Origin of the sequence: Bradyrhizobium sp. 170 (assembly GCF_023101085.1) — a bacterium.
Classification (GTDB): Bacteria; Pseudomonadota; Alphaproteobacteria; order Rhizobiales; family Xanthobacteraceae; genus Bradyrhizobium.
Genome location: NZ_CP064703.1, coordinates 4,079,294 through 4,091,690, shown reverse-complemented (window position 1 = coordinate 4,091,690; position 12,397 = coordinate 4,079,294). Strand labels below are relative to the sequence as shown.

The 12,397-nt window shown below is 62.4% G+C and carries 14 protein-coding genes; 1 reads left to right on the top strand and 13 read right to left on the bottom strand.

Going from position 1 to position 12,397, the window contains the following annotated elements; genetic code table 11:
* Positions 1-10: 10 nt before the first annotated feature.
* The 4 genes from ribD to IVB05_RS18805 all read right to left on the bottom strand — a co-directional run bounded on the left by ribD (position 11) and on the right by IVB05_RS18805 (position 3,925).
* On the bottom strand, positions 11-1,165 hold the full coding sequence (ribD, locus tag IVB05_RS18820) for a bifunctional diaminohydroxyphosphoribosylaminopyrimidine deaminase/5-amino-6-(5-phosphoribosylamino)uracil reductase RibD (protein WP_247786110.1): 1,155 nt from the start codon (positions 1,163-1,165) through the stop codon (positions 11-13).
* Complete coding sequence (gene nrdR / locus IVB05_RS18815; protein ID WP_108513565.1) at positions 1,162-1,644, bottom strand: transcriptional regulator NrdR; 483 nt, start codon at positions 1,642-1,644, stop codon at positions 1,162-1,164. The genes ribD and nrdR overlap by 4 nt, the downstream gene beginning before the upstream one ends.
* Positions 1,645-1,656: 12 nt before the next feature.
* Positions 1,657-2,967, bottom strand: a complete 1,311-nt coding sequence (gene glyA / locus IVB05_RS18810) for a serine hydroxymethyltransferase (RefSeq protein ID WP_247786109.1) — start codon at positions 2,965-2,967, stop codon at positions 1,657-1,659.
* 322 nt (positions 2,968-3,289) lie between these two features.
* Positions 3,290-3,925 (bottom strand): glutathione S-transferase, encoded by a 636-nt coding sequence (locus IVB05_RS18805; protein WP_247786108.1) that lies wholly within the window; start codon positions 3,923-3,925, stop codon positions 3,290-3,292.
* Between the two features lie 1,336 nt (positions 3,926-5,261).
* Between IVB05_RS18805 and IVB05_RS18800 the strand changes: the two genes are divergently transcribed.
* Positions 5,262-5,513, top strand: coding sequence for a hypothetical protein (locus IVB05_RS18800; protein ID WP_247786107.1), 252 nt, complete (start codon positions 5,262-5,264; stop codon positions 5,511-5,513).
* A 12-nt stretch (positions 5,514-5,525) separates the two neighbouring features.
* Here IVB05_RS18800 and IVB05_RS18795 read toward each other — a convergent pair whose 3' ends face one another.
* The 9 genes from IVB05_RS18795 to IVB05_RS18755 all read right to left on the bottom strand — a co-directional run bounded on the left by IVB05_RS18795 (position 5,526) and on the right by IVB05_RS18755 (position 12,397).
* The gene (locus IVB05_RS18795; protein ID WP_247786106.1) at positions 5,526-6,101 is read right to left on the bottom strand and encodes a histidine phosphatase family protein; all 576 of its coding nucleotides are present in this window, start codon (positions 6,099-6,101) and stop codon (positions 5,526-5,528) included.
* 11 nt (positions 6,102-6,112) lie between these two features.
* On the bottom strand, positions 6,113-6,601 hold the full coding sequence (locus tag IVB05_RS18790) for a hypothetical protein (RefSeq protein WP_247786105.1): 489 nt from the start codon (positions 6,599-6,601) through the stop codon (positions 6,113-6,115).
* A 6-nt stretch (positions 6,602-6,607) separates the two neighbouring features.
* Positions 6,608-6,964: a DUF6152 family protein gene (locus IVB05_RS18785; RefSeq protein WP_247786104.1), complete on the bottom strand. Its 357-nt coding sequence runs from the start codon at positions 6,962-6,964 to the stop codon at positions 6,608-6,610.
* Positions 6,965-7,038: 74 nt separating this feature from the next.
* The gene (locus IVB05_RS18780) at positions 7,039-8,307 is read right to left on the bottom strand and encodes an adenylate/guanylate cyclase domain-containing protein (RefSeq protein WP_247786103.1); all 1,269 of its coding nucleotides are present in this window, start codon (positions 8,305-8,307) and stop codon (positions 7,039-7,041) included.
* Between the two features lie 135 nt (positions 8,308-8,442).
* Positions 8,443-8,664, bottom strand: a complete 222-nt coding sequence (locus IVB05_RS18775; protein ID WP_247786102.1) for a hypothetical protein — start codon at positions 8,662-8,664, stop codon at positions 8,443-8,445.
* 36 nt (positions 8,665-8,700) lie between these two features.
* Entirely contained in the window at positions 8,701-8,925 is a 225-nt protein-coding gene (locus tag IVB05_RS18770) for a hypothetical protein (RefSeq protein WP_247786101.1), read from the bottom strand.
* A 109-nt stretch (positions 8,926-9,034) separates the two neighbouring features.
* Positions 9,035-10,132 carry a sn-glycerol-3-phosphate ABC transporter ATP-binding protein UgpC gene (ugpC, locus tag IVB05_RS18765; protein WP_247786100.1) on the bottom strand — a complete coding sequence of 366 codons (1,098 nt, stop codon included), beginning with the start codon at positions 10,130-10,132 and terminating at the stop codon, positions 9,035-9,037.
* A gap of 79 nt (positions 10,133-10,211) precedes the next feature.
* Complete coding sequence (locus IVB05_RS18760) at positions 10,212-11,498, bottom strand: extracellular solute-binding protein (RefSeq protein ID WP_247786099.1); 1,287 nt, start codon at positions 11,496-11,498, stop codon at positions 10,212-10,214.
* 62 nt (positions 11,499-11,560) lie between these two features.
* Entirely contained in the window at positions 11,561-12,397 is an 837-nt protein-coding gene (locus IVB05_RS18755; RefSeq protein ID WP_247786098.1) for a carbohydrate ABC transporter permease, read from the bottom strand.

Sequence of the window (12,397 nt, the reverse complement as noted above, 5' to 3'; positions counted from 1 at the left end):
CATGACGAGCTTAGACAGCGCGCTCGTAAATCGTAAGAGTGTCCTTATCCAAGCTTTCGCTAGCACGTGTCTTGAAGGCAGGCGACCCGGTGAGAGCCGACAGCGGCAATGCGTCCAGCGCGGGAATGCCGCCCGTCCCAATCTTATCAGGCCCACGCAGCAGCCAGATTTCATCCACCAGGTCCGCGGCGACAAACGACGCGGCGACCCGCGAGCCGCCTTCCACCATCAGCCTCGTGATGCCCTTGTCGGACAGCGCGCGCAGCGCCGCCGGCAGATCGAGCCCGGGCGGCTGCGCGGTCGCCGCAACGCGCATCACTTGCGCGCCGGCCGCGCCAAGCTTCATGGCCGCGGGGGCTTCGGCGAAGTCCGACGTCATGACCCAGAGCGGCGTCTGGCGCGCGGACTGGACCAGTCTGCTGGTCCCGGGCAGCCGCAGCGCGCGATCCAGCACCACCCGCACCGGCGACCGCGCTTCCATCCCCGGCAGGCGGCAGGTCAGAACCGGATCATCCGCCAGCGCGGTGCCGATGCCGACCAGGATGGCGTCGCATTGCGCGCGCAACAGGTGCACCCGCGTCTTCGCCGCCTCGCCCGTGATCGCAACCGGCTTGTGGCCGGCGGCGCCGATCTTGTCGTCGGCGGAGACGGCGAGCTTGAGTATGACATGCGGGCGCTTGTCGCGGATGCGGCGGAAATGCCCGGCGTGATCGCGCGCGGCTTCCGCAGCGCCGAGGCCGACATCAACCGTGACGCCGGCTGCGCGAAGTTTGGCATTCCCCCGCCCGGCCACTTCGGGATTGGGGTCTTCGATCGCCGACACGACGCGCACGATGCCCGATGCGATCACCGCATCGACGCAAGGCGGCGATTTGCCGAAATGCGAACAGGGCTCCAGCGTCACGTAGAGCGTGGCGCCCCGCGCGGCCTCGCCGGCACGTCTCAGCGCCTCGGGCTCGGCATGGGGACGGCCGCCAGGTTGCGTCCAGCCGCGGCCAACGATTACGCCATCCTTGACGACGACCGCACCGACAGCCGGGTTCGGCCAGGTTTGCCCCAGCCCGCGCCGGCCGAGCGCGAGCGCAAGCTGCATGAAGCGCTGGTCCGCCGCTTTGGCCTCTTTGGATTTCTGCGCGTACTGGTCTTCCAGAATGCGGAAGATCATTTGCGTAACGTCGCGACCCGTGCGTCGTCTTCCGCGGAGAGTTCGCCGAGCACGGCCTCAAAATCCTTGGCTTCGCGGAAATTGCGGTACACCGACGCAAAGCGCACATAGGCGACGTCGTCGAGCTGGCGCAGATGCTCCATCACGATCTCGCCGATCGCCTCCGAGGATACTTCCGCCTCGCCGCCGCTTTCGAGCTCGCGCACGATCGCGGAAACCATCTTCTCGACCCTTTCAGGATCGACCGGCCGCTTGCGCAAACTGATCTGCAGCGAGCGGACCAGCTTGTCGCGGTCGAACGGCACCCGGCGGCCGTTGCGCTTGATCACGGTCAGTTCGCGCAACTGCACCCGCTCGAAGGTCGTGAAGCGGAAGTTGCAGGCGATGCACACCCGCCGCCGCCGGATCACGGCCGAATCCTCGGTCGGACGCGAGTCCTTCACCTGCGTATCGAGACTGTTGCAGCTGGGACAGCGCATCCAATGAGGCCTTTACTGATAAATCGGGAAGCGGTCGGTGAGTGCCTTGACGCGTTCCTTGATCGCGGCTTCCACCAGCGGCGCCTTGCCGTCGTCCGACTGCGCCAGCGCGTTGAGCACTTCGGCGATCATGCCGCCGACCTGCTTGAATTCGGCAACGCCGAAGCCGCGCGTGGTGGCTGCCGGCGTACCGAGACGTAGGCCGGAGGTGACGAACGGCTTTTCGGGATCGAAGGGAATACCGTTCTTGTTGCAGGTGATCGCGGCGCGCACCAGCGCCTTCTCCGACACGTTGCCCTTCAGGCCTTTCGGCCGCAGGTCGACCAGCATCAGATGGTTGTCGGTGCCGCCGGAGACGATGTCGAAACCGTGACCGCGCAGCGTTTCCGCCAGCGCCTTGGCATTCTCGACCACGTTCTTCGCATAAACCTTGAAGTCCGGGCGCAGCGCCTCGGCGAAGGCAACAGCCTTGGCGGCGATCACATGCATCAGCGGACCGCCCTGCAGGCCCGGGAAGATCGCCGAATTCAGCTTCTTGGCGATCGCCTCGTCGTTGCACAGGATCAGGCCGCCGCGCGGGCCGCGCAGCGATTTGTGCGTGGTGGTGGTGGTAACGTGCGCATGCGGCACCGGCGAGGCATGGACGCCGCCCGCAACGAGGCCGGCGAAATGCGCCATGTCGACCAAAAGATACGCGCCGACAGAATCGGCGATTTCGCGGAAGCGCTTGAAATCCCAGGCACGCGAATAAGCCGATCCACCGGCGATGATAAGCTTCGGCTTCACCTGCTCGGCCTGCTTTGCCACCTCATCCATGTCGATGATCTGGTCCTCGCGCCGTACCGTGTAGTGCGCGGCCTTGAACCACTTGCCGGACATGTTGACGGGCGAACCGTGGGTGAGATGGCCGCCGGCGGCGAGGTCGAGGCCCATGAAAGTGTCGCCGGGCTGCAGCAGCGCCAGAAACGTCGCCTGGTTCATCTGGCTGCCGGAGTTCGGCTGCACGTTGGCAAACTGCGCGCCGAACAGTTTCTTGGCGCGCTCGATCGCCAGCGTCTCGGCGACGTCGACCCATTCACAGCCGCCGTAGTAACGCGCGCCCGGATATCCTTCCGCGTACTTGTTCGTCATCACCGAACCCTGCGCTTCCAGCACGGCCCGGCTGACAATGTTTTCCGACGCAATCAGCTCGATCTCATGCCGCTGGCGGCCGAGTTCGCCCTTGATCGCGGCAGCGATTTCCGGGTCGGCCTCGGCGAGCGTGGCCGTGAAGAACGAGTCGGGCGCGGAGGCGGACTTGGAGCTCGAGGACGAGGAGGTCATTGGGCGAAATATCTCCACCGCCGCAGGCCCTTAGGGGCGAAACGGGCGGGTCTGGTGTGGCGGTCGAAAGAAGTGCCTGCGAGATACCACATCGGCCGGATTTGGCCAAGCACTTGCGGTACAGGGCTGATATTTATGCCAGATATGGTGGGAATGAAGGGGGGCTGGCCCCCCGCCCCCTCGCCGTCGCCCCGGCCTTGAGCCGGGGCCCATAACCACGAAAGCCCGTTGGGAAACGAAGGCGTGCGCTAAGTTGCCCTTTCCGACGGCCGCGGCGTATGGGTTCCGGCTCGCGCTTCGCTTGGCCGGAACGACGGAGCGCTCACGCAAACCGGTACGGTCCACCCTTTTCGATGCTCCGCTGGAACGCCGGGCGGGCGTGCATCCGTCCCAGCCAGGCCGCGAGGTTCGGGTATGCATCCAGCTTCCCGAACACTTTTGCCATCTCGCCGACAAAGCTCATCTGGATGTCGGCGCCGGTCAGCGACGCCCCGACAAAGAACTCCCGCCCCTTCAGCGCGCCGTCGACATAGCCGAGATGGTTGGCAAGCTCGCTGTCGATGCGCGGATGCAGCGGCGCGCCCGCCTCTTTCAGCCGGCCGACATAGAGGTTCAGCATCAGCGGCAGCATCGCCGAGCCTTCGGAATAATGCAGCCACTCGCTGTAGGCCTCATAGTCCGCGCTTCCCGGCGCCGGCATCATCGCGGGTTTATCTTTTCCTTGGCCATAGCGGCGGATGATGTAATCGACGATGGCGCCGGACTCCGCGATCGTCGTATCGCCGTCGGTGATGACGGGCGACTTGCCGAGCGGATGAACCTTTTTCAACTCCGGCGGCGCGAGCCGGGTCTCGGCGTTGCGCTGGTAGCGCTTCATCTCATAGGGCGTGCCCAGTTCCTCCAGCAGCCACAGAATTCGCTGCGAGCGGGAGTCGTTGAGGTGATGAAGCGTGAGCATGGGGTTTCCTCTGGTTGTTGTTTGGGGGGGCGCGATTTGGTTGAGACTGTCATTGCTGCCGTAGCGAAGCAATCCGTCTGTAGGATGGGTGGAGCGAAGCGATACCCATCAATGCCGCGAGCGCTGTGCGTGCGGTGATGGGTTTCGCTTCGCTCTACCCATCCTACGATGCGTCATTGCGAGCGAAGCGAAGCAATCCATAGCGCGGCAAGCGGAGAGATGGATTGCTTCGCTGCGCTCGCAATGACGGCTGAACGAGCTTTCGCCTTCTCGCGACACAATGCGCCCGAGGTTTGCATCTTCGTTTGCCCTCCTGAACTTAGAGGGCGCAGGGAAGACCGGGTGCTTGCTGCACCCGCGGTCTCGCGTGCGATTTGCGCAAACAAAAATGCACACGAGCATACAGGGCAGCGGGAGCATTCCGGCCTTCCCTGCGCAATGGCTTTACGGCTTATAGCGAGCTCTCCCCGGTGAACGGCTCTTTTGCCACCGTCGCCCCCAAGAAGCTTGCTTCTCGAGAACTTGACGCCAGCACCGCGGCGTCAGGACCACACGACTTCGCCGTACGCTTCACGCACGCTCGCCTGCGCGCGCTTCGCGTCCATCGCATCTCACCGCGCGTTCGTGACGATCGCGAGCGCCCCTCAATCGGGTGAGACGCGCGGAGTCATGCCGCTGATTTGCCCGACATGTTAAGCGGAATATTTTTGCGGGAGCTGCTGGACACAACATCTAGCTGATTTGCCTGTCGGCCAACGCATTCGATATCTCTTGCCGACCCATCAGCTTTTTTTCAGTCCCGAGACGCGCGGCTCCCGGTGTGTCCTGCTTGCCGTATAGTGTGGCACGCTTACCCGCATCAAGCGCGCTAGCTCGTATTGGTGGCCCGCAATTTCCGGCACCTACCCTGCCCTTCATTTAATTGGTCTGACGTTGAACCACGCCGCTGTTTCCCTGACGTACAGTCGTGGGCTGGGGAAACGGAGGTTTCCCATGACGAAGCACCGAACGATCACCGGTTTCGTAGCCGTCGCGCTGGTTTGCGGTCGCCGCAACAGCCGCCACCCTGCGACCGCTGCCATCCAAGAACCATCCAAACGCATCCGTCGGCATCATGTCGTTCAGCGAACTGAAGGCCGACGTGAACAAGCTTGCGACTGACGAATACGACGACCAATCGTTTGTTTATTCGGCGAAGCGCCATTAGCCGCCTGCCCCGCAGCCTCCGCCGGCTGCTGGCACGGCATCATTGAAATACGCCCTACGTGATCCAGTTCACAGCACCATGCTTCGGCTGGGTCCATAAACGACTGGGGCTGACAGATGGATTTCGCAAATGTCTGAATCACGCTCACATAGCGAACACAAGGCTAAATCGAGACGCTGGCTGAGAACGGCCTTCCTGATCTACGGGATGATGGTCGTCGGCCTGCTCGGATTCTTTATCGTCTTTCCAGATACGAAGACCCATGGGACGCAAGGCGAAGGCACGCCCATCCAAACTGCAGCGAAGGCGGTCAGATATGAGGCCGTGATCGCCAACTGGAACCGGTATCGCAACAAAGACGCGAGGGCGGACGCGCGGTAACTCGCGTCGGGTTCAATCGAGAAGCAGGCGGCCGACAGGTTCGGCGCGACCGCTTCCGCTTTTGACGACGACGATCTCGCCGCTGGCCGGCGAGACGCCTGTCAGCGCCTGAATATTCGCGCCGTGCGTCACGACGAGAAGGTTTCCGTGCGCCGTCCATTTGGCGATGAGCGCACGAGCGCCCGCGGCAAGAGTCTCTCTTTGATCGTGCAGCACCACGACATTGCCGAATGTCGCCTCGGTGTCGACCGTCCCCAGCTTCAGCAGCTTGGCGGTGTCGATGCATCGGCACCACGGCGAACTCAGGATTTTTTCGAACGCAATCCCTTCCCGCTTGAGCTGCGCGCCGATTTTTTCCGCATCCGCCCGTCCCTTTTCGCTGAGGTTGCGCTGCGTGGCGCAATCATCGATGCGGAATCCCGGCGGATCGCCGAAGCCGCCCGGCGCATCGGCATGGCGCATCAGGGCGACGTGACCGCCTGCCCGCAATGCCTTCCAGGCATCGGCCGCGTCGTCGGCGCCGGCGACCTCCACCGTGCTGCAGAAGCCGAGAAGGACGGTGAAGATGACGAAGCGCATGCGGCGCATGGCGGCCTCCATCAGAAATACGCGATCAGGCGGCCGGCGCAGATCGCGCCGAGCCACAGCACAAGCGAGATCAACGCGGTGGCTTTGGCTGCGCCGGGCACTTCGCCATGCCAGCTCTTGACATGACGCCATGGGCCTGAATGCGCGATCACGACATTGACCAGCGCCGCCGCAATCAGCAGCAGCTTGGCCTGGAACGCCGGATTTTTCACGACATGTGACGCATCGGCGGAGAACAGCAAAAATCCCATGCTGATCGCGAGCAGAAAGCCTGCGCGCGACAACGGCAACAATAGTTGCGCCATCGGCGGAATCGCAATCGCGCGCCCAAGCCCCAGCATCCTCAAATCGAGCGCCAGGATCGACCCCACCAGCACGACGAAGCCGATGATGTGCAAGATCTCGACCGCGGGATAAAGCGAAGGTGAAGAGCGCATCACATGGCCCAGCGCGCTTTCCTGCAAGGTCAGGAATATCGATGGGGCCGCCTGGTGCTCCACGCTGACCTACCGCAATTCGATGCGCTTGCCGTCGAGCACGATGTATTCAATCCGCGCCTCATCCGGCTTGCTGGTATGGGGATAGCCGAACACCGTGCAGGTCTTGCCGGGCGCGATCAAGTCGGCGGTAGCGCCTCGCGCCTGCATGCGCGACGGCGGCGCAAGAATGAAGTGCCAGTGCTTGCCGTCGACCTCCATCTCGATCTCGCAGTGCGGGTTCTCGAAGGTCGATTTCAGGATCTTGCCGGTGACGGTGAACGACTTCGACGTATCGTATCCGCCCCAGCCGTGATGGGCGATGGCCGAGGCCGGCGCAAGGGCAGCCGCAAGCGACAGGAACACACGACGGGAAACTGATGTCATGGCTAGCCTCCATCGATTATGAAGGGACACATCGATCCGCGCCGGACTCATAACACGGATCTCTACTCGACGTTTTAGTGAGCCTCTCGTTCCTGGTTCCAAAATCGGTCGTTCGGCATAGTCCCGGCTGGATCAGAGGACAATTCGGGTTTGACGCGATTAAGGAAGTACATATTCACCAGACCTTTGTGCTTCACCTCCACGGCGCCGCGGGGCTCCGTTTCAAATCGTCCCTTGATGTGCTGCCAGGTCGCTTCGGAAATAGTGATGCGGCCCGGAACGCCGGCGGCTTCGACACGCTCCGCAACGTTCACCGTGTTACCCCAGATATCGTAGGTAAATTTGTGTTTGCCGACGACACCGGCAATAACTGGTCCGGTATTGATTCCGATCCTCGCCAGCCAGGCCGGCAGGTGCAGCTTCTCCCGTTGCCGGTTCAGCTTGGTCAGGTGATCGAGTATCTGCAGCGCGCATAACGCGGCGTCGATCGGATGCGAGCGATTGTGCTCCGGCACGCCGCCCACGGCGAGATAAGCATCGCCGATCGTCTTGAGCTTTTCCAGGCGATGCTTTGCCATGATATCGTCGAACCGGGTGAAGTGCTGGTCAAGCTGATCGATGACGCTCGCCGGCTCCATTGTTTCTACGATGCGGGTGAACCCGCTGAAATCGATAAAGATCACGCTCGCAGAGTCGAAGAAGCGCGGCTGAACGCGCTGGCTCGCCTTGAGCTCGGCTGCGATGGATGGCGGCAGAATGTTCAGGAGCAGTCGCTCCGATTCACCTTTCTCGGCTACTGCTCGATCGCGCGCCAGCTCCAACTGGCGCAGCATCTCGTTGCGCTCGATCAACTGCCGACGCAGTTCCAAGTGCACCATAGTTTGCCGTGATAGTCGCCGTAAGGCTTCCCGCTGCTCGAAACTGAGTTCGCGCGACTTGAAGTCAACCACGCACAACGTGCCCAAGGCATAGCCATCTTGGGTAATGAGCGGGACACCACAATAAAAACGCAGCTTCAAACCGCCCGTCACAAGTGGGCTGGTATTAAATCGTTCATCGTTCAGGAGGTCGGGAACGTAGAGGATGTCGTTGTTGCAGATTGTGACCTTGCAAACCGAAATTTCCCGGGGACATTCGGAAAGCTCTGCCGGAAGTCCGTATTTTGCTTTGATCCATTGGCGCGATGGGTCGATGAAGCTGACCAGAGCGGCCGGGCAGTCACAGATTTGCGCTGCAAGTTCGGTGATTTCGTCGAATCCAATTTCAGGAAGCGTGTCGAGGATGGCATAGCTTGTCAGCGCTTCAAACCGTTCAGGCTCATTGGCTGGGATCGCTACGTCCATGACAAGCCCTCGCGCCACATCAGATCCAGAAATCTAGGGCGGAGCGGCGATGGCAGGCAAGGCCCCTCCGGGAGGGCCCTGCTCCAGCATGTTCTGGCGCCGGTCAGGCCGCACAGGAAGATGGGCGCCGGCTCCTTACAGCCCCGTATATCCCGCCTTCACCGGATCGTTGCTGCCATCGAGCTGGCGCAAATAGGTCAGCCCGCACACCGTCAGCCGGTGCGGATCCTTCTCGCCTGCCTCGACCAGCGTCGTGAGATATTCCGTCACCTTGGCGCGCGCCTCGTCATTGGCCGCGGCAGTGCGGTTCACAAGCAGGTCATAGGTCTGCATGATGCGGTCGATCGCGGCTTCCATGGACTTCTCCTGAGTTGCGTGATGCGGGTGATGCGGTCAGGCCAGTGTGCGCGCTTCGAATTCGGCAATCGCCTTGTTGGCGAGCCGGAGCCTGTTGAATTCGCCGTGCTGGAACATCTTCACGATGATTTCGAGCAGCCGCTCGTCGGTGACCAGGCTGTCGGCAATGGCGCCGGTCTTGCGGAGGTAATTCGCAGCGATGGCATAGGCATCGCCCACCACTTCGAAGTTCATGACCTGAATTCCGCGCTCGACCTGCATGCCTCACCTGTTCCGTGACAGGCCCGATAATGCGCTGGAGCCGGGATGGTTCCATCTCTTTTGGAACCCCCGGGCATCTGGCAGCAAAAACAGGGCGTTTGGGCCCGATTTAGCTCGAAATCGGCAGCTCGGTCTCGGGATCGAAGAAATGCAGACGGCCGGCCAGCGCCGAAAGGCGGACTTGATCGCCGCGCGCGATGGCGGTTTCCGCAGGCACGCGGGCGGCGGTGACGCTGGCGCCGCCTACCCTCGTCTCCAGCAAGATCTCGGAGCCGAGCTGTTCGACGACCTCGACGCGGGCGTCGAAACCAAGGCCCGGGGCGCCATTGCCGAGCACGAGGTGCTCCGGCCGCATGCCCAGGATCACGCGGCGACCGCTGTGGGCTACGAGCGCCGACGCGTCCGCAGGCCCGACCGTGAGCCGCAGGCCTTCTGCCTCGACTGACGTCACACCCGCTGCACTGCGCACGCTGACGTCGATAAAATTCATCGCAGGCGCGCCGATGAAACCCGCGACAAACTTGTTGGCCGGCTTGCCGTAGACCTGCAGCGGCGTGCCGATCTGCTGAACCCTCCCGTCGCGCATGATCACGACACGGTCGCCGAGGGTCATGGCCTCGACCTGGTCGTGGGTTACGAACACCGACGTGGTCGGAATCGCCGCATGCAGACGCTTGATCTCGATGCGCATCTGCGCGCGCAGCTTGGCATCCAGGTTAGACAGCGGCTCATCGAACAAGAACACCTGCGGGTTGCGCACGATGCAGCGGCCGAGCGCGACGCGCTGCTGCTGGCCGCCGGACAATTGTTTCGGCTTGCGCTGCAACAATTCGTGCAGCCCGAGCATGCCGGCGGCCCGGTCGATCGCCGCCTTGATCTCGGCCTCCGCCGTTTTCTTGTTGCGCAGGCCGAAAGCCAGATTGTCGTAGACGCTCATATGCTGGTAGAGCGCGTAGTTCTGGAACACCATCGCGATGTCGCGGTCGCGCGGCGGCAGATTGTTCACCAGCCGGTCGCCGATGCGGATGTCGCCGCTGGTGATGTCCTCCAGCCCCGCAATCATGCGCAGCGTCGTGGACTTGCCGCAGCCGGATGGGCCAACCAGCGCCACGAACTCCTTGTCGGCAATCTCGAGATCGACGTCCTTTACGGCGTGGAACAGCGAGCCATAATGCTTGTTGAGCTTGCTGAGTGTGATCGCTGCCATTTACCCGCCGCACCTGAACTTGAAGTTGACCCAAAACAATCCCGCCGCGACGTGCCGCGGCGGGATGTTTGCTCATCGACTACTGCGCGGCCTTGCTGACCAGCGGCGCACCCTCGGCCAGCACCTTCGCGATATCCTCGCGCTTGCCGGTGACGGCTTTGGTGACGGTGTCGTTGAACGCCTTGTGCACGGCGGGCCATTGCGGGAAGTAATAGGCGCCGCGGACCTTGTCCGGCGAATCCAGCACCGATTCCTTCAACAGCTTCATGAACGAATCTTCCGCCGCGATTTCCGCCCAGAACTCGGTGTTGGGCGGCGGCGCGCCGGTCGCCTTGAACAGCTTCTTCTGGCCTTCCTTGTCGAGCATCATGGCTTCCAGCATCTCTTTGGCGAGCTTCTTGCGCTCCGGCGCGATCGATTTCGGGATCGCCCAGCCCCAGATATCGTCCCAGGCGAACGGCCTGGCCCGGTTGGGACCGAGCGGGAAGCGCGTGGCGGCCACCTTGCCGGCGATTTTCGACTTGGCCGGATCGTTGAACGTGCCCCACCACAGCGAGTCCGCGACGGTGAATGCCGCGTCGCCCGACATGAATACGGCGTTGGCTTCGTTGCGGTCGTAAGCCGGCATGCCGCGCGGCACGATCTTGTGGGTGTTGATCGCATCCCACCAATATTCGACGGTCTGCTGCATGCACGGCTCGGTCATGCTGGATTTCCAGCCGGCCGCGGCGAGCTTCGCATTCTCGCGCTCATAGGGCGGCAGCAGCACGTCGCAATTGTTGCCCCACATCGACCAGAACCAGCTGAACCAGCTGTTGTTCATCGACATGCCACCGACATAGCCGAACTTGACCTTGCCGTCCGCCTGCAGCTTCTTGCTCGCGGTGACGAGTTCGGCCAGCGTCTTCGGCACTTCCTCCGGCTTCACCAGGTCGGAGCGATAGAAGAACACGCTGAAGGTCTGTCCCATCGGCACGACCGTGTTCTGGCCCTGCGCGTTGGCGAACACCACCGGCGCCATGCTCCACTTATCGGCAAATTTGTTGGCCGCGACGTCGTCCATCGGCTCCAGCAAATGCGCCCAGGTCTGCCCCCAATCGTCATTGTGCCAGATCACGTCGTACTGATCCGAGTTCGAGGTCAGCGATGCCGTCATCTTCTCGACATAGACGCCGTAGGAATTCGGCACTTTGACGATCTTGACGCCGTTCTTGGCGCCCCAGGCCTCGAACATCGCAATCGAGGCGTCCTGGATCGGGCTCGGCTGGTAGCCGATCCGCAGCTCTTTCACCTGTGCGGCGGCGCCGCCGGTCGCAGCCACCAAGGCCGCGGTCGCCGCCACGAACCATCTCGCCAGTCCCTGCATAGCCTCTCCTCCTGTTTTTTGTCGTTGTGTCGTGTCTCGATCTTTCCTTGGTCTTTCCTTGCCTAGATTCTCAAACCCCGGATGACGTATTTCTGCCCGAACAGCGCGATCAGGAACGCCGGCACCAGCGCCATCACCGCGGTCGCCGCCATCAGATTCCAGCGCAATCCCATCTCGGTGACGAACTGCGCCATCACGACCGTAATCATCGGCACGCGATTGCCGGTCAGGATCAGCGCGAACAGGAATTCGTTCCAGGTGAACAGCCAGCACAGCACGGCAAGCGCCGAGATCGCCGGCAGCGCCGACGGCACCGCGACGCGGATGAAGGCTCCCCATCGCGTGCAGCCATCGATCATCGCGGCGTATTCCATCGATGGGTCGATGCCGTCGAAAAAGCCCTTCATCAGCCACGAGAAGAAGCAGATATGCACCGCGACATGCGGCAGCAGCAGTCCGGTATAGGTGTCGTAGATGCCCCAGCTTTGCGTCACGAAGTACAGCGGCAGCACCCAGGAGATATAGGGCACGCAGCGGAACACATAGATCGTTCCGAACCAGATCCGCGAGGCCGGCCCGGTGAAGCGCGACAGCATGTAGCCGCTCGAGACCGTCACCAGCAGCGAGAACACGGTCGCCAGCGTCGAGATCAGCGCGCTGTTGAGGAAGGCTCCGACGATCCGGTCGTCGCTCAGCACCTCGGCGAAGCTGCCGAGCGTAAATTCAGTGCCGCGATGGACGTAATAGACGCCGGATTCCGGCCGAAGCGAAGTCAGGATCAGCCACAGCACCGGAAACGCGAACGCGAAGCAAATGAAAGCCAGTGCCAGCGCGAACAGCGTCTTGCGGCCGATCGGCGGCAGCCACGGCAGGAATTCGGAGCGGCGTACCATGGCCAT

Coding starts and splice junctions, on each gene's coding strand:
- ribD (WP_247786110.1), bottom strand. CDS start 1,165: ATGATCTTCCGCATTCTGGAAGACCAGTACGCGCAGAAATCCAAAGAG.
- nrdR (WP_108513565.1), bottom strand. CDS start 1,644: ATGCGCTGTCCCAGCTGCAACAGTCTCGATACGCAGGTGAAGGACTCG.
- glyA (WP_247786109.1), bottom strand. CDS start 2,967: ATGACCTCCTCGTCCTCGAGCTCCAAGTCCGCCTCCGCGCCCGACTCG.
- IVB05_RS18805 (WP_247786108.1), bottom strand. CDS start 3,925: ATGCTCACGCTTCATCACCTCAACGACTCCCGCTCGCAGCGAATTCTG.
- IVB05_RS18800 (WP_247786107.1), top strand. CDS start 5,262: ATGTCTGAATCACGCTCACATAGCGAACACAAGGCTAAATCGAGACGC.
- IVB05_RS18795 (WP_247786106.1), bottom strand. CDS start 6,101: ATGCGCCGCATGCGCTTCGTCATCTTCACCGTCCTTCTCGGCTTCTGC.
- IVB05_RS18785 (WP_247786104.1), bottom strand. CDS start 6,964: ATGACATCAGTTTCCCGTCGTGTGTTCCTGTCGCTTGCGGCTGCCCTT.
- IVB05_RS18780 (WP_247786103.1), bottom strand. CDS start 8,307: ATGGACGTAGCGATCCCAGCCAATGAGCCTGAACGGTTTGAAGCGCTG.
- IVB05_RS18775 (WP_247786102.1), bottom strand. CDS start 8,664: ATGGAAGCCGCGATCGACCGCATCATGCAGACCTATGACCTGCTTGTG.
- IVB05_RS18770 (WP_247786101.1), bottom strand. CDS start 8,925: ATGCAGGTCGAGCGCGGAATTCAGGTCATGAACTTCGAAGTGGTGGGC.
- ugpC (WP_247786100.1), bottom strand. CDS start 10,132: ATGGCAGCGATCACACTCAGCAAGCTCAACAAGCATTATGGCTCGCTG.
- IVB05_RS18760 (WP_247786099.1), bottom strand. CDS start 11,498: ATGCAGGGACTGGCGAGATGGTTCGTGGCGGCGACCGCGGCCTTGGTG.
- IVB05_RS18755 (WP_247786098.1), bottom strand. CDS start 12,397: ATGGCCATGGTACGCCGCTCCGAATTCCTGCCGTGGCTGCCGCCGATC.